The following is a 17533-nucleotide window of genomic DNA, read 5'->3' as shown; positions in this document are numbered from 1 at the left end:
GGAACATCTTTTGCTTTTATCTTTGCAAATTACTAAAAGGATAAAATTATGATGAGATCTCTTTGGTCTGGAGTTACGGGACTTCAGGCTCACCAAATAGCAATGGACGTTGAGGGCAACAACATCGCAAACGTAAATACGGTCGGATTTAAATATTCACGTGCAAATTTCGATGATCTTATATATCAAACTTCACGCGTAGCCACCGCTCCACAAAACGGACACGGCGGACTAAATTCCACTCAAGTAGGTCTTGGAGCCCAGATAAATACTACTACAAAAATTTTCAAGCAAGGCTCGCTTCAAACTACCGATAAGCAGACTGATATCGCGCTTCAAGGTGACGGTTTTTTCATTGTTAGCCCGGACGGCGGCAAAACAAGACTTTATACCAGAAACGGCGACTTCTCGCGCGACAGTGTCGGAAATTTCGTAGATAACGGCGGACATATCGTTCAAGGTTGGATGAGAGATGAGACAACCGGCGAGATAGATCCGACAAGACCGATAGAAAATATCATAATCCCACCGGGACTTACTACGCCTGCACGTGCAACAACTCAAATCGCACTAAAAGCGAATTTAGATAGCGGCGATAGCGTAGGCACTAAAAAAATTCCTATCTACCAACTTGATCAGTATAGAAATTGGGTAGAAAAAAGCCCGGTTGACGGCATCAAAACAGACAACGAAAAGCACGATGAAAACAACGTCGGAGAAAATGAGTTTTACACTACCAAAAACGGCGAGCAAAGATTAAAAGAGCGAGGTGCTGATCTTGGAGTACTATTTAATAACGACGGAGATGCTTACAACTTAAGAGACGGTCAAGGAATTTGGGTAAGTTATGCAGATGCTAAGACTAAGGCATTAAACGTAGGTGCTGATCCGCTTGGAAATTTCGGTGGTGCAAGAACATTGGATATTAAACTAAATGGCGAAAATATCAGACTGGCAAATATATTAAACATAAGCCAACTCGCAGCCGCAATCAACGAAAAATACAATAAAACAGGTGTTGAGGCAAGCGTAACAAACGGAAATCAACTTGTCCTAACAAACAGAAATAATAGTGGCACTTCAGCTGATACTAAAAATATTAAGATGACTGTAAACGCAGGAAATAACATAGGAAATGATTTTGTAACCACAAATATCATTACAGCTTATCAATACACATATAGCAAGACTAGAACAAGTGCAGCACACACTTACAATGACGCTACCGAAAGAAAAGTAACTAGCACGGAAGATTTGCGCGAAGCTATGCAAAAAGATGCAAGGCTTTGGATAAATTATACTGGAACAGTCGTAGGAAACGGTGCTGCAGGAGTGCCGAATGAAGCCGCATTTGTGGCTGCAAGAGCTCAAAATAAAAATGACGGTGTAGAAGTAACCGTAAACGAGTATGGACAATTTCAGATAAAAAATCCAAAAGGCGATGCTACAAATAAAGACGACGGAGAGCAAACAGACGGCACAACAGATCGTCCTGTAAATCCGCTTACAGGAGCGCAAGATCCAGTTAATTTAGCAGTTGATAATGCCGACAACGACCACAATATGTATCTAACCATAACCGGTTTAAGCAATGCTAAAAACAACGTAACTGAAAACGTTAAATTTAAAGCCTCTATGGCGGTTTTAGCAGGCTCACTAAGTACGGGCGAATCAAAGCGCGTAACCGACAGCCTTCATATGGCAAGCCACAGCTCAAGTATAGACGTGTTTGATAGCCTTGGCGCAAAGCACAACGTAAAACTTGACTTCACAAAGCGCGCTTATACCGAAAACAACGGAACGGAATGGACGATGATAATTCAAGTCGCCGAGCCAAATAAGATAAATTTCGATACCACAACAGATGAGCCATCCAATGTCATAACAGGATATATAAGATTTAACGCCGACGGTTCGCTTGGCACATACAGCCCTGCGAGTATTACATTTGGCGCGGCAAACGGCTCTTCCGAAGGTCAGCATATAGAGCTAAATTTAGGCAATACTCAAGGCTTTACGGGCATGACAAGCTATGATAACGACTCAAGCACAAGCGACATCAGTCAAGACGGCTTTACCGGAGGCGAACTAAACGGACTTAGGATAGATGAGTCAGGCACTCTGGTAGGCACATTTACAAACGGTCGCAGCCTTGGGCTTGCGCAAGTTGCGGTAGCTAAATTTACAAATAACGAAGGCTTAGTAAGCGAAGGCGAGAATTTATTCTCAATGACGGCAAACTCGGGCGATCCTATCATAGGCGCGGCAAATACCGCAGGGCGCGGCAAAATTTCAGCTTCAAGCTTAGAAATGAGTAACGTCGATCTAAGCCGCTCGCTAACTCAGCTAATCGTCGTTCAACGCGGTTTTCAAGCAAACTCAAAGACGATCACTACAAGCAACGAGATGTTAAATACACTCTTGCAGCTTAAAAATTAATCCTTTTATTTACTCTTGGGGGCTATTAACGCCCCTTAAATTTAACCCAAATTTCATCAATTTTTAGCTAAATTTACACATCAAATTTCAAAAATAAAGAGTTAAAATGCAAGTAACACTTCTAAATTTCACTCCTATTAATATCTGCTCGCACGCGATTCGCACCTGCTGGCAAAGCTTTGACAAGGGTGATAATGGAGGTGAAAAAGATATCGAGCTGATTGATCGTGTGGGCAACAAATACAAGCACGCAAGCACGCTTGAGCATTTGTATTATAACTTCTACATCCAAGGAATTTCACGAGCACTTCTTCAAGAGCTAGCCCGCCACCGCATAGCAAGCCTAAGTGTAAAATCCACGCGCTACACGCTAAAAGAGCTTAAAAATGAGGCGAAATTTGAGCTAAGCGACTTTGAAAATGCAAGCAGATACATCGTGCTAACGGGTAACGAGCTAATTGATAACGCAAGCATAAAAGCGCTTGATAATCTGCGCGAAATTTTAGCTACGACTACAACGAGTCTTGATATAGTTAAATACTGCTTGCCTGAGTGTTATAAAACAGAATTAACATGGAGCGTAAACGCTAGAAGCCTTCAAAATTTCCTCTCGCTTAGAAGCTCAAAATCCGCTCTTTGGGAGATCCGAGATCTCGCTCATAAAATTTACGGCGCTTTGCCTGATGAGCATAGATTTATTTTTGAAAATCATATTTACGTGCCTGAAACCAAAGAACAAATATAAAATAAGTGAAAATCTAAAATTTATGAAATAAATACTTTTAAAAATACCGATTCGTAATACTTAAAAATTTGCCTGCGATATATAAAATCTGAAATATAAATTTAAATTTGTTGAATTTTAGGATGTTTATAGCAATTTATTTTATTTGCAACTAAGTTGCATTTGATATACTTTCGCAAAAATTTTCTATCAAAAAAGGAAAATATGTGAAAAAAGCCTTACAAATTGCATTTATATCAACTGCACTTAGTGCAAACGAAATTTCGCTTCAAAAAATAGAAGTAGTTGCGACATACGACACAAACGAGACTTCAGCTTATTCATCATCTTCAAAACTAACTCGCGATAAGTTAGATAAAATGACTTCTAAAAACCACACGATAGCAGATAGCTTAAAGAGTAATCCAAATGTATCATTTAATAGATTATATGATTTAGGAACCGATACAGGCGAGATAAAGCCGCAAGACTTCAGTATAAACGGAGCTAAATTTTATCAAAACAACTTTCTCATCGACGGCGCAAATTTTAACCATGACATAAATCCCGCAAATCGCAATTCAAACGGGTACGAAACACCTTATTATCACGTAGAAAGAGCTGCGTCTTTAAGCTCACAATCACTCACGCTTGATACGGATCTGCTTGAAAGTATAGAGGTGATAGATAGTGGCGTGTCGGCTAGATACGGTGATTTTCAAGGTGGTGTCGTAAATGCCAAGACGCGCGATCCAAAGCGCAAATTTGGCGGTATTTTAAGCTCACAATACACAAGCGGAGATTGGCAGAAGACTTTTATACACGAGGATAATAAAAAATTTTATTCAAACCAAAGCGGTTATGATAAAAGCAACTTTAAAAAAAGACGCCACAGAATTGGAATAGAAGGTTACACAAGCGAAAATTTCGGGCTTTTATTTGATTATACTAGATTTAGCTCTGTTATAAAATACGACATCAAATCTCAATTAATAAATACCGATATAGCCCAAATTCCAAACGATGAGAGACTGGTTGAAAACTACTTTTTAAAAAATATCTGGCAAATAAACGATAGAGTGGTTTTAAAGCCTAGCGTGCTTTATTCGCTGCAAAAAAATAAGATGTTTGAAGAAGATAGTCTTGATTCTTCAATGTCATATAAATATGGCGGAATAGCTGCGAATTTAAACGCCGAAATCGACCTTGACAGAGTATTTTTAGAACAAACTTTAAGCTACTCTAAATTTGAGACTTCAAGATACACCGACAACAAAGGTGCTAAATACGATTACAAAAAATCAAGCGTTAAAAACTGGGGGTATAACGACATATCAAGCTACGGCGGTATAAGCGATGTAAGACAAGATCAAACCAGCCTTGAGTACAAACTAAATGCAAAGATGGAAGATTTTGATTTTTTTGGCGTATCGCACGCTTTTTCAAGCGGATTTGAGCTGTCTAAAACAAGCGGAATTTATGAAATTTTAAAACCTTACGAACATTATCTGGATCCAAAGCCGATTTTAGACGGGCATATATGCGCACCTGATGACAAAACCTGCGTAAACGACGATAGCTTTGCAGAAATTCCGGGAGCTACGGGGCAATTTTTATCCCAGAAGAGTTATTACGGCGATGTGAGAAATAAAACCGTCATGAATAAAGCGGCATTGTATGTCGAGGATGAGATCAAATTTGACCGCTTTAAAATTCGTCCGGGCATTAGAGTGCAAAAGGATAGTTTTGATAATGATGTTTTAATAGCGCCGCGCTTTGTAACCGAATACGAAATTTACGATAAAAATTTCATAGGTTTTGGTCTAAACAGATACTACGGACGAAATTTATTTGCATATAAAATTTATAAAGATACGCAAAAACATCGTCTGTTTTATTCTAGAAATAAGGCAAGCGATCCTTTCGTAAATCCCTTTAAAGAGTCTGAAACAAACGGCGAAAATGATCTAAAAACTCCGCACGATGATGAAAAAAGTATATTTTATCGCGGAGATATCGGTAATGTAAGGTTAAATTTAAAATACGTAAAAAGAGATAGCAAAAACGAAGTTTTAACTCTAAACGGCAAGCATATAGGCCGTGATGAAGATAAATTATACTTCGTAAATAACGGCAAAAGCAGCACTCAAATTTACACTTTCAGCATTGCAAATATCATGCCTGTAGAAATTTTAAGCACAAAAAACGACTTTGAACTCTCATTTGCCAAAACTTCCAAAAAGAGCAATTTTAGAGATTATGCGGACAAAAACAGCGAGGATTTAGTCATCTATGAAAATAAATTTATTAAAGCTTCAGAGCTTCCGCAGATTGATTATAATGTACCATTTACTGCAAAATTTACTCATAAAATAAATTTTTCATCTTTTAATGTTACGAATTTCATAAATCATATCGGCAAAACGCCTGCTTTGACAAGCAAATACAATAGAACTCACAGAAAAACCCAATACTCCAAGATAAATTTGCCAAGTCGCACCATCTGGGATATGAGAGTATCTTATGAAAAGAATTTAAAAGATGATTTTAGATTTTTTGCAAACCTTGATATAAACAACGTTTTGAATAAAAAATACCCTATTGTAGCTTCTAAAAAACACTTTGGCGCAGGAAGAAATTTTTGGCTTGAAATGGGGGTAAAATGGTGAGAAAATTTGCATATATTGTAAGTTTTAACAAGTTATAAAGTAGTAAAATTCGCGTGGCAGATTAAACCACGCGATTAAATTATTCTTTTATCTCTTTTAATTTCAGATTATAAACCTGCATGTCTTGCACCATGCCAAATTTTCCTCTTATGGCAAGCACTCTGCCGTTAATTTCAATCTTAGCCGCCTCTTTACCATCAACCACGACAAAAGCCTTTACAAAGACTTTATTTACGCCGTTTCTTGTTTCAAAAGGCACAAGTTTATAATCACATCCAAATTTTAAAACCAGCTCTTTGTGTCTTAACTTTCTAGCAAATTCAAACTCGCGCGAGCTGAAATAATCAACCGCCATATCGGATATCTCGTCATCTGAGTTTAGTATCGTAAGCGCGGCACTCTTTAAAAAAGCTTGTTTATTTTCCAAGCTATCATCAATAACGCAGTTTAAAGCAGCGCAGGTTTTTCTTAAGCTATGTTTATTTAAACCGCTTTCAGAGGCAGTAGCGCTTATATTTATAAACTGCTTTACTTTTGTCACATTTTTATTTTCAGAGCCTAAATTTGAATGTTTGCAGATAATATAATCATCCTTTACGGTCTCGTTTGCAAATAAATTTAGCGATGTAAAAACAGCTAAAACAACCAAAATTTTCCTCATTTTATCTCCTTTAATTTTTTCTTATCCGTAAATTATTTGCATGAGTTAGCGCAACCGCGATAGCATCAGTTATATCAAGCGGTTTTATATCTTTAGCGATACCTAAAATTTTCTTTACCATAAAAGCGACTTGCTCCTTATCCGCCTTTGCTTTGCCTGTTACGGCCTTTTTAACTTGAAGCGGCGTGTATTCTGCGAATTCTCCGTGAATTTGGAGAATTTTAAGGCTTAACGCACCTCGAAACTGAGCCAGCTTTAAAACCGTTTTTGGATTATACGCAAAAAATATATCCTCAATCGCAACTTCATCAAATTTATGATTTTTAAATATAAGATCAAGTCCCTCGCAAAGCTGCGTTATCTGATACTGAAGCAAATCGGGCTTAATTTTTATAAGTCCAGCTTCGATTAAATTTGTTTTCAACGCAGTTTTTTCGATAATCGCATAGCCGCAATTTCTGCTTCCGGGATCAATTCCTAAAATTTTCATCACATCCTTAATCTGAAACATATAAAAAGTTTTTCACGTTTTTTTCACGCTGTGAAAAACATATTCTAAGAGCATTTTAACAAAGATTTTATGAAATTTAAGATAAAATGAAAAGTCATTATAATGAAAAGGGATAAATTTGCTTGCAAACGAGGTTTTAGAGCTACTTGGACACGAAATTTTAAAATCCGAATACGAGTGCTATATAAAGCAGCTTAAATTTAACGAAAAAGCTTCAAACTCCGAAGTTATGGTATTTAACGCTCCAAATGAACTAATAGCTAAATTTATCCAGACAAAATACTCAGACAAAATAGCTCATCTTTTTGAAGTAAAAACAGGTGCAAAACCGCATATAAACATCACTTCTCAAAAGAGTAAAACCCAAAGCAGAGTTGCTAAAGTAGATGTAAATCAGATAAAATCTCAAAGCAGCCTCTTAAATCCAAGCTATACATTTGAAAATTTCGTTGTAGGCGACTCAAATCAATACGCCTACATCACGTCAAAAACAGCCGCCGAGCAACTTGGAAGAGCTTATAATCCGCTATTTATCTACGGTCCGACAGGTCTTGGCAAAACACACCTGCTTCAATCTGTAGGAAATTTTTGCTTAAATAACGGAAAAGTGGTGATTTGTATCACAAGCGAGCAGTTTATAACGGATTTTACATATCATATCAACAACCATTCAATGCAAAGATTTCGTGAAAAATACCGAAACTGCGATGTTTTGCTTATCGATGATGTGCAGTTTTTAGGTAAAACGGATAAAATTCAAGAGGAGTTTTTTCACACTTTTAACGAACTTCACTCAAAAAACGGTCAGATCGTTATGACTTCAGACCGCCAGCCAAAACACCTAAAAGGCTTTGAAGATAGACTTAGAACCCGCTTTGAATGGGGAATAATAGCCGATATCACTCCGCCTGAACTTGATACTAAGATAGCCATCATTAAGAAAAAATGCGAATTTGATAAAATTTATCTGACTAAAGACGTGATTGAATATATCGCAACAAATATGGGCGATAATATCCGTGAAATCGAAAGTGCAATCATAAATTTAAACGCTTACGCAACACTTATGAGACAAGAAATAAGCCTTGAATTTGCTAAAAATATCTTAAGAGATCAGATAAAAGAGAAGCGTGAAAATATAAATTTAGAAAGCATAATCGAAATAGTAAGCAAAGAACTAAATATAAAACCAAGCGAGATAAAGAGTAAATCACGAGTTAAAAACATCGTTGAAGCAAGGCGAATCGTAATATATCTAGCTAAAAATTTAACTCCAAATTCAATGCCTCAAATAGCAAGTTATTTTAATATGAAAGATCACTCGGCAGTTAGCCATAATATCAAAAAGATAAATGAAATGATAAATGAAGATGAGTATTTTAAGATAAAAGTTGAAGAGATTAAAAACAAAATTTTGACAAAGGGATAAAAATTTAAGATGAATTATGTGAATAAATGTGAAAAATCAAATTTAGTTTTTAACTATCTAAAAGCTGAAATTTCAAGATTTAAAAACGTTTTTCACATATTCATGATACCTACTACTGATACTAAAAGAAATTTAAAAAATAAAGGAAGAAAACTATGAAGGCGGTAATTAACAAAAATGCTCTTGAAAGCATAGTTACAAACACGAATCCTTACTTGGAAAAAAAGGATTTAAGTGCTATAACATCTCACATATACATCTGCGCTAAAGATGGGATTTTAAACATAAAAGCCACAGATCACGAGATAGGACTTGCATACAAACTTACAAATGTTAAAATTTTAGATGAAGGAAATGCTACCGCAAACGGAAAAAAACTGCTTGACATAATAAGAAGCCTAAAAGACGAAGAGGTAACTCTTGAAACGGTAAATAATTACCTTTATATAAAACAAAAAAACTCAAAATACAAACTTCCTATGTATAAATTTGAAGATTTTCCAAAATTCCCAACTATAGAGGGAAAAAATAAATTCGATATAGACGCTATAATGCTTGGAAGAAGCCTTAAAAAGATATTTCCTAGTATAGATACGAACAATCCGAAATTCGAGCTAAACGGAGCGCTTATAGACATTAAGCAAAACTACATAAATATCGTAGGAACCGATACTAAAAGACTAAGTGTATTTAAATTTGAAACTCCGACTCAAAGCGAATTTTCGCTTATAATCCCAAAAAAAGCGATAAGCGAAATTCAAAAACTTTTTTACGATAAGATAGAGATTTATTACGATGAAAACATTTTGATAGCTCAAAGTGCAAATTTTGAGTTCTTTACAAAGCTTATTAACGGTAAATTCCCTGATTACGATAGGGTAATTCCAAAAGAAATTAAAAAACGACTAAAACTAAGCAGAGATAAGATGATAGAGGGAATTAAAACTATATCAATTTTATCAGATAGTATGAAGATAATTTTCGCTCCTCAAACCATAACTTTTGAAAGTATTATCGAAGATAATTCAGAGGCTAGAACTGTGATTGATTTTCAAACAGGACTTGACGAGGAATTTTTCGTAGGTGTTAGAAATAGATACCTGATAGACTTTTTAACAAATATCGAAGAAGATAGCTTTGAGCTTGGTTTTAACGACTCAAATTTGGCATTTACTGTTAGTTCAAATGAGCTAAAAACGATAATAATGCCAATAAATTTATAATTAAGGTTATTTTATGGAAAAAAATTACGGCGCAGAAAATATTAAAGTTTTAAAGGGTTTAGAAGCCGTTAGAAAACGCCCTGGAATGTATATCGGAGATACTCATATAAACGGACTTCATCATATGATTTATGAAGTTGTGGATAACTCTATCGATGAAGCGATGGCTGGGTATTGTGATACGATAAATATTGAAATTACAAACGAAGGCTCAGCGATAATTAGCGATAACGGTCGCGGAATTCCTGTAGATATGCACCCTACCGAGAAAATTTCGGCTGCGACTGTTGTACTGACCGTACTTCACGCAGGCGGTAAATTTGATAAAGACACTTATAAAGTTTCAGGCGGTCTTCACGGTGTCGGTGTATCTGTAGTAAATGCGCTTTCAAAAAAATTGGTTGTAAATATTAAGCGTGACGGAAATCTTCATAGACAAGAATTTGCAAAAGGAATTCCAACAAGCGAAATGGAGATCATAAAAACTACAAATAGAACCGGAACTATGGTTGAATTTTGGCCTGATGACAGTATATTTGAAGTAACGGAATTTGACGATGAAATTTTGACTAAGAGATTTCGCGAACTTGCATACTTAAATCCAAAAATAACTATAAATTTTAAAGATCAACGCACAGGTAGAAGCGAGAGTTATCACTTTGAAGGCGGACTTGAGAGCTTCGTAACTGATATGAACAGATCAAATCCGGTTAGCAAAGCCGTATCATTTAGCGGTGGTGAAGAGGATGTGATAGTTGATTTTGCTTTGATGTATAACGAAACATATAGTGAAAATTTACTAAGTTTTGTAAATAATATCAAAACTCCTGACGGCGGAACTCACGAAGCCGGTTTTCGTGCTGGTTTAACAAGAGCGATAACAAACTACATCGCAGCAAACGCTTCCGTGCGTGAAAAAGATACAAAAATAACGGGCGATGACATCAGAGAAGGACTTATTGCTGTTGTAAGCGTTAAAGTTCCTGAGCCGCAATTTGAGGGTCAAACTAAGGGAAAACTTGGTTCAAGCTATGTAAAACCTATCGTTCAAAAGATGACTTTTGAGGTTTTGGTTAAGTATTTTGAAGAAAATCCTATCGAAGCAAAAGCTATAATGAATAAGGCTTTAATGGCGGCTCGCGGAAGAGAAGCAGCTAAAAAAGCAAGGGATTTAACTCGTAAAAAAGAGGGACTTAGCGTAGGAACCTTGCCGGGAAAATTGGCTGACTGTCAAAGTAAAGATGCAAGTATAAGCGAGCTTTACTTAGTTGAGGGCGACTCTGCGGGAGGCTCTGCAAAACAGGGTCGTGATAGAGTTTTTCAAGCGATTTTGCCTCTGAAAGGTAAAATTTTAAACGTTGAAAAATCAAGACTTGATAAAATTTTAAAATCAGATGAGATTAAAAATATGATAACGGCTTTGGGATGTGGTATCGGAGATGAATTTGATGCCGAAAAACTTCGCTATCATAAGATCATCATAATGACTGATGCTGATGTTGACGGAAGCCATATCCAAACTCTGCTTTTAACATTTTTCTTTAGATTTTTAAATCCTGTAGTTGAAAACGGCTACATATATCTTGCTCAACCGCCGCTTTATCGTTATAAAAAAGGTAAAAAGGAAATTTATCTTAAAGATGAAAAGGCTCTGAATGAATTTTTGATTGAAACGGGAATTGAAGGGGTGGAATTTGAAGGAATCGGAAATAAGGATTTGATTGATTTTCTTAAAATAGTTGCCGCTTATAGAAGCGTGTTAAAAGAGCTTGAAAAGCGATTTAACGTGTTAAGTGCGATTAGATATATGATAGAAAATCCTGATATAGTTTCTAAAAATTACAATGAAATTTTTGAAATTTTAAAAATATACCTTGAAAATGAAGGATACAATATCCTAAATTCATACATAAATGAAGATGAAATTCGCATCTATGTCCAGACTGAAAGCGGTCTTGAAGAGCTTGTCGTAAATGAAAATTTATTTACAAATCCGCTTTATGAAGAGGCACTTTATATAAATCAAAAGATAAAAGATCGCGAATTTAGCTTTAGTAAAGATGTGATTGAAATTCTTGATGAAGTCGAGAAAAACGCTAAAAAAGGTGCTTATATACAGCGTTATAAAGGTCTTGGTGAGATGAATCCCGATCAGCTTTGGGAGACTACGATGAATCCTGAAAATCGCCGTTTATTACAGATAAACATAAATGATGCGATGAGTGCCAGTGATACGTTTAATCTCTTTATGGGCGATGAGGTAGAGCCGAGAAGAAATTATATACAAGAGCACGCAAAAGACGTTAAACATCTGGATGTGTGATGTTAAGATCTGAACTTCGTGAGAGATCAAGGCGGTTTTTACTCGCTCTTGAGATCTCATTTCCTTTTATTATTACTGCAGGTGTTTTTTTATTTATTTTTATAAGAAATGACAATATAAAATTAGACAATGACGAGATAGTTCTGCTTGCAATTTTAAGCTTGTGTTTGGTTTACTATACGGTTTATATGATATATAAAAGCTTTAAAGTAAGCGTGCTTGATAGCGTTACGGGCTCTTTTAACAGGGCTGAAATTTTAAATTTGCTTTCAAAAAAAATGAGTAAATTTAAACATAGGCAAGATGGCAACATCGTAATGCTTAAAATTAGAAATTTAGATGATCTAAATGAAAGATATAGCTTTGAAAGTAGTGATTTGTTACTTAAAAAACTGGTTGAAAAGCTTGAAATTTTTTTAGAAAAAAACATATCAAAAGAGACTTTTATAGGCAGATACTCAAATGATAGCTTTTTGATTTTTTGCGTCGCTAAAAGCTCTCAACTGATTCATTTTTTAAACGTTTTTGAAAAGAGCATCTTAGCTGACGGAATCGATGATATAGAGTTAAAGATCAAATTTGAGCTTGTTAATATAAATTATTCTAAAAGTTTAGATAAGTCAATTTCGGTTTTAACCGAAAAATTAAGCTCCGAAGAAAATGCTAAATTTGCCATAACAGATGAATTTGAAAGCTCAGTTTGTAAATCTATATTAGATAGGAATTTTACTTTTCAGACTCAGCTTGTAAAAGACTTAAAAGATAGTAAAAATTTAAAGAGTCTTTTGGTTAAAATTTACACTGAGGAATTTGCGCTTATATCAAAGCAAAAAGCCCAAAATATAGCAAATAAAAACGGTTATGAAGTTTTATTTGATATAAATTCTATTAAGAAATTTAGCGAGACAAAAATAACGGATGAAGATGCCTGTATCATCGAAGTTTCGGCAGTTTCGCTTAGAAATTTGCAATTTAATAAATTTATAAAAGATTTCATAGATCAAGGCAAGATAGATCCTAAAAATATCATATTTGAATTTAGCGAAAAGCTTGTTTATGATGAGATAAACAGATTTAAAGAGATCATAAACGAGTATAAAAACCTCGGCTTTAGATTTGCTTTAAATAAATTTGGCGGTAACAACGCAGGTTTTGAATACCTAAAATATCTTCCGATTGATTTTATAATTTATGACATCGAATTTAATAAAAATTTAGATGATGAGAAATTTAAAAATATCTTTAGAAATTTAAACGCTACGGCGGAGGATTTAGGTATCAAATCAATTATTAGATTTGTAGATAAGGCTGAATTTTTAGACATTGTTAAGCTTTATGATACAGATTATGCGCAGGGTTTTTATATAGAAAAACCGAAAGAAATTTAAAGGAAAAATATGCAAGAAGTTAATGAAGTTAATTTGCAAGAGCAGATGAAATACGGTGAGAAAATTTTAAAGGAATTTGACGTTGAGCGTGATCTTGAAATTTGGGAAAATAAACAAAACAGAGATTATAAGATTAAGATTACTTTGCCTGAGTTTTGTTGTCTTTGCCCAAGGAGCGGTTATCCTGATTTTGCGACGATTTATCTTGAGTATATTCCGGGGAAATTTGTTGTCGAATTAAAGGCTATCAAGCTTTATATAAATAGCTTTATGAACAGAAATATAAGCCACGAAGACAGCATAAATGAAATTTATTCCGTGCTTGAAAGAAAGCTTGAGCCAAAATGGATGAAGATTATAGGCGACTTTAACCCACGCGGCAACGTTCATACCGTTATTGAAATTTGCTCCGAAAGTGTTTTAAAAGAAGCTTTACTTGAGCCTGTAAAGACTGCCGAAGTTGCTTTTGAAAGAGAAAAAAGATCTGATTTTAAGGATTTTTCTAAACGAGATAGCAAAAGAGACGGTAGTCGCGATAGAAGCAAAGATGATAAAGGTTCCAGAGCTAAAAGCGCTTCAAGAAGCAGCGATAAGCGAGGGGCTAAAAAAGAAGGTTTTAAAAAGCCTGAATTTCTAGGCGAAAAACGTGCAAGAGTTGTTAAAAAAGATAAATGATGATAAATGCAAATTTGATCGAACATATCTTTAAAGCCGCCTCCATATCGCGCTGGAACGACTATCCGAAAATGACGAATTTAGTCGAGCTTGATAAGCAGGCTCATAAATTCATAATCGCTTATTTCATAGCAAAACTAGAACGTGACGTCGATATGAACTATATCATTGAAGCGGGAATTTTCGAGTTTTTTGCGCGAGTAGTGGTTACCGATATCCGCCCTGACGTATTTCATCAGATACAAAAGCAAAAGAGTGAGCAGATAAACGGCTGGGTGCTAAATATACTTGAAAATTTGGTTCGCGACATCGACGGAGGCAAATTTTTAGAACGTCTTAGAAATTATCTGCTTAAAAAAGATAAAAAGCATGCCAAAGAGCGCCTTATCTTAAAGGCGGCAAGCTATCTTGCAACTCGCTGGGAATTTTCTATCGTATATCAAACAAGTCAGTTTTTAAGCGATATAGAAGAGCTAAAAAGCAAGGTCGAAGAGGAGCTTGAGGACTATTACGAGTTAATCGGAGTGCGAAAAATCGTGATGAATCAAAAGCTAGCCAAGCTTGTGGATCTAAGCGGAAGGCTTCGCTTTCAAAAGCGCTGGGCTCAAACTCCGCGAATTCCCGAAACTGCCGTGCTTGGGCATATGCTTGTGGTTGCGATTTTGAGTTATTTTTATTCTCTTGAAGTTAAAGCTTGCGCAAAAAGGCTTGAAAATAACTTCTTTTGCGCACTCTTTCACGACCTTCCCGAAAGCCTTACAAGGGACATCATAAGCCCCGTGAAATACGGAGTTGAAGGACTAAACGAGATCATAACGGAATACGAAATGAGACTCATTGACGAGCGAATTTTGCCTTTTGTGCCTGATAGCTTTAGAGACGAGTTCAGCTACATTTTAGGCATCAGAGAACAAAACGGAAAATTCGTAAAAAACGAGTTTGAAAATAGAATTTGCGAGAAAAAGCCTGCCTATCACGAAGGTACGATGGACAATGTAAATGAGGATAAATTTAACGCAATCGATGGTAAGGCGCTTAAGCACTGTGATAAGCTTGCGGCATTTATCGAGGCGGGGATTTCTATAAGCTATGGCGTGAAGTCAAAAGAGCTGATTGACGGCTTTAACAATATGGATAGTTTTTTTAAGAATAAGCCAAGCGTGGATGGTATGAATTTCGCTAAAATTTGCGATGAATTTAAAGAGCATTTTTCTCTTTTGCAAGTAAAAATTTAAAAATTTGTGCGATAATCTGAAGAATGGAATTTCAAAACCCCTTCTCAGATGACTGCGGCACACACCAAATTCAAGTGCTCTGCTGTGTTCCCACCCTGAAGCGGTGCTCAAAAGAGGCATTGCACAGGTCTAAGAAGAGGCGAGTGCAATTTTACTAAAGTATAACTTAAAACTAATTGAGGCATTTTATGGCAGTCGGGATAAAATCTAAATTTTTGTCGTTTTTTAGAGAATTTTTTGTATATCATCATAGATCTTTAGAATTTCGTGCGAAAATTTTTGCCGCTATTATAGGCGCTAGACTTGATCCTGATGAAGATGATTTTGCGATTTTATATGAAATTTCAGGGGAAATTTACTGCGATGACGAAAATCGCCGAGCGGTTTTAATCCAAACTACCAAAGAGTACGTAGCCAAAGTCAAACGCAAAGATCATATGACGCTTGATGCGCTGCTTTTAAGCATAGATCAAGCCATTAAAACGCATAAAAGGTATGCTTCAAAGATAGATTTTGAGCACTTAAGACGGCTTATGACGGGAAATGAAGAAGAGACCTTGATACAGCAAAGAGTTTATGATTTTTTGCTTTACGAGGTTAAAAACTACTCGGTGAGTAAATAATAAAGAGGAAATATGAAAAATTTAATTTTATCTTTTATGATCGCGGTATCTGTTTTAGCAAATGAAGTTGATGTTAAAGACCTAAAAGACGGCATTTATGAAGTGGTTGATATGTCAATGATAGGAAATTTTTTTGAAAGTAAATTAACCGTAAGTGAGGAGAAATTTTATAGATTTGGCTTTGTGTATGCCCAAGACCGTGATATACAGGCAAAAGAGCATAAAGACGGCGAAGCTAATTTCCCCGGATATACAAGCGATAAATTTGATCAGTGGCTTTGCACGAAATACTCTATAGACAAGCTTGCAGGCATGTACGCAAGAAATATTGACGATAACTCTTATGTGCCAACCGGCAAAACAGATGAAGACAAAAAAGTTTGCACGGGCGCTAAAATAATGCTAAAGTTAGTTATAACGCCTATTAAAAAGCCTGCTAAAAATAGCGATACCGAGTGGGAGTATGCAAGAGGAGATGATGTGAATTTTGCAAATTATATCATCCAAAAAGCAAGCGATATCAATGAGGATTTTGATCTTTCTACTTATGGTAACGACTCGACTTTTCAGGCTCCAAACGGAAGTATGGCAAGAAGCAAAAGACTTATAACGATAAAGCTTGCAAAAGGCGAATACAACGTCAAAATAGAAGCTTTAAACGACACGCCCGAGCTTAAGGATATCATAACTTATCTTGAGATAAGAGAGCATATCGGCGGCAAATAAATCTTTTGGCGGAAATTTGCATATTTAGCCATAGAGTTTATTTCATCAAGCGAAATTTCTAAGCTCTATCTTTATGTCCGAATCTATTTTTTTGATATCAAAATCATTTTTTGAAGCGGTTAAATTTCCGAAATTTTCACCGGTGTTTAGAAATTTTTGCAGATAATAAACTCCATTGTATCCGTGATTATGCAGTATTTTGCTCATATTTGTAATATCATCTTCACAAAGCAAATCCGCATGCACGGTCGTGCGAACTTCGAATTTAAAATTTATCAGAATTAAAAAATCAAGCGTTTGGATGAAATTCTCATATAAATTTGACTTTGTAACCTCTTTAAATTTATCTCTAGGAGCTTTAAAATCAAGTGCGATATAATCGATCAAATTTTCGCTTAAAGCCGCTTTTAAAGCCTTTAAATTCGAGCCGTTAGTATCAACTTTAAGTAAAAACCCGCGCTTTTTAACCTCTCTTGCAAGAGGCAAAAAGCTACCGTTTATAGTGCATTCTCCGCCGCTAAACACAACTCCGCTTAGTTTGCCGATGCGTTTATCTAAGAAATGCAAAAATTCATCTTCTCCGATAAACCCTTCGCCAAGCACTACGGCTGTATTGTAGCAGTAAGCACAGCGCATATTACACCCTGTAAACCACGCTATGCAAGCGGTTTTGTCGGGAAAGTCAAGAGTAGTAAATGGGGTAATGGAGTGAAGCGGCTTACTCTGCACGCTCACAAAATTTCACTCGCTCTTTGTGTTCGCCTTTTTTGCCAAGATTAAAGCTCTCAACTGGTCTGTGGTATCCCATAACGCGAGTATAAACCACGCATTTAGTGCGCTTTTCTTGCAGTTTTTCTAAGATCTCTTTTTCGCTCATATTTACTCCTTGTTTATTTATAATTGTAGC

The 17533-nt window shown here is 35.8% G+C and carries 15 protein-coding genes and 1 other RNA gene; 11 read left to right on the top strand and 5 right to left on the bottom strand.

Annotated features, from left to right (window positions below):
- Positions 1-48 precede the first annotated feature (48 nt).
- From flgE to CDOM15925_RS05240, 3 genes are all read left to right on the top strand, one after another.
- Entirely contained in the window at positions 49-2439 is a 2391-nt protein-coding gene (gene flgE / locus CDOM15925_RS05250; protein WP_169941806.1) for a flagellar hook protein FlgE, read from the top strand.
- A 106-nt stretch (positions 2440-2545) separates the two neighbouring features.
- Positions 2546-3184: an FAD-dependent thymidylate synthase gene (thyX, locus tag CDOM15925_RS05245; protein ID WP_169941804.1), complete on the top strand. Its 639-nt coding sequence runs from the start codon at positions 2546-2548 to the stop codon at positions 3182-3184.
- Between the two features lie 206 nt (positions 3185-3390).
- Positions 3391-5832, top strand: a complete 2442-nt coding sequence (locus CDOM15925_RS05240) for a TonB-dependent receptor plug domain-containing protein (protein ID WP_169941802.1) — start codon at positions 3391-3393, stop codon at positions 5830-5832.
- A gap of 79 nt (positions 5833-5911) precedes the next feature.
- Here CDOM15925_RS05240 and CDOM15925_RS05235 read toward each other — a convergent pair whose 3' ends face one another.
- Both CDOM15925_RS05235 and ruvC read right to left on the bottom strand, forming a co-directional pair.
- Complete coding sequence (locus tag CDOM15925_RS05235) at positions 5912-6493, bottom strand: hypothetical protein (RefSeq protein ID WP_169941801.1); 582 nt, start codon at positions 6491-6493, stop codon at positions 5912-5914.
- Positions 6494-6503: 10 nt separating this feature from the next.
- Positions 6504-6983 (bottom strand): crossover junction endodeoxyribonuclease RuvC, encoded by a 480-nt coding sequence (gene ruvC / locus CDOM15925_RS05230; RefSeq protein ID WP_169941799.1) that lies wholly within the window; start codon positions 6981-6983, stop codon positions 6504-6506.
- 139 nt (positions 6984-7122) lie between these two features.
- On the opposite strand from ruvC, the gene dnaA reads away from it, so the two are divergent.
- The 6 genes from dnaA to CDOM15925_RS05200 all read left to right on the top strand — a co-directional run bounded on the left by dnaA (position 7123) and on the right by CDOM15925_RS05200 (position 15277).
- Positions 7123-8433: a chromosomal replication initiator protein DnaA gene (gene dnaA, locus CDOM15925_RS05225; protein ID WP_169941797.1), complete on the top strand. Its 1311-nt coding sequence runs from the start codon at positions 7123-7125 to the stop codon at positions 8431-8433.
- Positions 8434-8588: 155 nt separating this feature from the next.
- Positions 8589-9656 (top strand): DNA polymerase III subunit beta, encoded by a 1068-nt coding sequence (dnaN, locus tag CDOM15925_RS05220; RefSeq protein ID WP_169941795.1) that lies wholly within the window; start codon positions 8589-8591, stop codon positions 9654-9656.
- Positions 9657-9669: 13 nt separating this feature from the next.
- Positions 9670-11979, top strand: a complete 2310-nt coding sequence (gene gyrB, locus CDOM15925_RS05215) for a DNA topoisomerase (ATP-hydrolyzing) subunit B (protein ID WP_169941794.1) — start codon at positions 9670-9672, stop codon at positions 11977-11979.
- Positions 11979-13367, top strand: coding sequence for an EAL domain-containing protein (locus CDOM15925_RS05210; RefSeq protein ID WP_169941792.1), 1389 nt, complete (start codon positions 11979-11981; stop codon positions 13365-13367). The genes gyrB and CDOM15925_RS05210 overlap by 1 nt, the downstream gene beginning before the upstream one ends.
- Positions 13368-13376: 9 nt before the next feature.
- Entirely contained in the window at positions 13377-14042 is a 666-nt protein-coding gene (queF, locus tag CDOM15925_RS05205; RefSeq protein ID WP_249934692.1) for a preQ(1) synthase, read from the top strand.
- Positions 14042-15277, top strand: coding sequence for an HD domain-containing protein (locus CDOM15925_RS05200; RefSeq protein WP_169941790.1), 1236 nt, complete (start codon positions 14042-14044; stop codon positions 15275-15277). Before queF ends, CDOM15925_RS05200 begins: the two co-directional genes overlap by 1 nt.
- A 38-nt stretch (positions 15278-15315) precedes the next feature.
- Here CDOM15925_RS05200 and ffs read toward each other — a convergent pair.
- An RNA gene (gene ffs / locus CDOM15925_RS05195) (signal recognition particle sRNA small type) lies at positions 15316-15413 on the bottom strand.
- Positions 15414-15465: 52 nt separating this feature from the next.
- Here ffs and CDOM15925_RS05190 point away from each other — a divergent pair.
- Positions 15466-15900, top strand: a complete 435-nt coding sequence (locus CDOM15925_RS05190) for a hypothetical protein (RefSeq protein ID WP_169941788.1) — start codon at positions 15466-15468, stop codon at positions 15898-15900.
- Between the two features lie 12 nt (positions 15901-15912).
- Positions 15913-16626: a DUF5625 family protein gene (locus CDOM15925_RS05185; protein ID WP_169941786.1), complete on the top strand. Its 714-nt coding sequence runs from the start codon at positions 15913-15915 to the stop codon at positions 16624-16626.
- Positions 16627-16671: 45 nt separating this feature from the next.
- Here CDOM15925_RS05185 and CDOM15925_RS05180 read toward each other — a convergent pair whose 3' ends face one another.
- Positions 16672-17361, bottom strand: coding sequence for an anaerobic ribonucleoside-triphosphate reductase activating protein (locus CDOM15925_RS05180; RefSeq protein WP_169941784.1), 690 nt, complete (start codon positions 17359-17361; stop codon positions 16672-16674).
- Positions 17345-17503, bottom strand: coding sequence for an anaerobic ribonucleoside-triphosphate reductase (gene nrdD / locus CDOM15925_RS05175; RefSeq protein ID WP_169941782.1), 159 nt, complete (start codon positions 17501-17503; stop codon positions 17345-17347). Before nrdD ends, CDOM15925_RS05180 begins: the two co-directional genes overlap by 17 nt.
- Between the last annotated feature and the right edge of the window lie 30 nt (positions 17504-17533).

Origin of the sequence: Campylobacter sp. RM15925, assembly GCF_012978775.1 — a bacterium.
GTDB lineage: Bacteria > Campylobacterota > Campylobacteria > Campylobacterales > Campylobacteraceae > Campylobacter_A > Campylobacter_A canis.
This window is presented reverse-complemented; position numbering and strand designations above follow the sequence as displayed.

Excerpts from the sequence above, each read along its gene's own strand:
- flgE (WP_169941806.1), top strand. The coding sequence starts at position 49 with ATGATGAGATCTCTTTGGTCTGGAGTTACGGGACTTCAGGCTCACCAA.
- thyX (WP_169941804.1), top strand. The coding sequence starts at position 2,546 with ATGCAAGTAACACTTCTAAATTTCACTCCTATTAATATCTGCTCGCAC.
- CDOM15925_RS05235 (WP_169941801.1), bottom strand. The coding sequence starts at position 6,493 with ATGAGGAAAATTTTGGTTGTTTTAGCTGTTTTTACATCGCTAAATTTA.
- ruvC (WP_169941799.1), bottom strand. The coding sequence starts at position 6,983 with ATGAAAATTTTAGGAATTGATCCCGGAAGCAGAAATTGCGGCTATGCG.
- dnaN (WP_169941795.1), top strand. The coding sequence starts at position 8,589 with ATGAAGGCGGTAATTAACAAAAATGCTCTTGAAAGCATAGTTACAAAC.
- gyrB (WP_169941794.1), top strand. The coding sequence starts at position 9,670 with ATGGAAAAAAATTACGGCGCAGAAAATATTAAAGTTTTAAAGGGTTTA.
- CDOM15925_RS05210 (WP_169941792.1), top strand. The coding sequence starts at position 11,979 with ATGTTAAGATCTGAACTTCGTGAGAGATCAAGGCGGTTTTTACTCGCT.
- queF (WP_249934692.1), top strand. The coding sequence starts at position 13,377 with ATGCAAGAAGTTAATGAAGTTAATTTGCAAGAGCAGATGAAATACGGT.
- CDOM15925_RS05200 (WP_169941790.1), top strand. The coding sequence starts at position 14,042 with ATGATAAATGCAAATTTGATCGAACATATCTTTAAAGCCGCCTCCATA.
- CDOM15925_RS05190 (WP_169941788.1), top strand. The coding sequence starts at position 15,466 with ATGGCAGTCGGGATAAAATCTAAATTTTTGTCGTTTTTTAGAGAATTT.
- CDOM15925_RS05185 (WP_169941786.1), top strand. The coding sequence starts at position 15,913 with ATGAAAAATTTAATTTTATCTTTTATGATCGCGGTATCTGTTTTAGCA.
- nrdD (WP_169941782.1), bottom strand. The coding sequence starts at position 17,503 with ATGAGCGAAAAAGAGATCTTAGAAAAACTGCAAGAAAAGCGCACTAAA.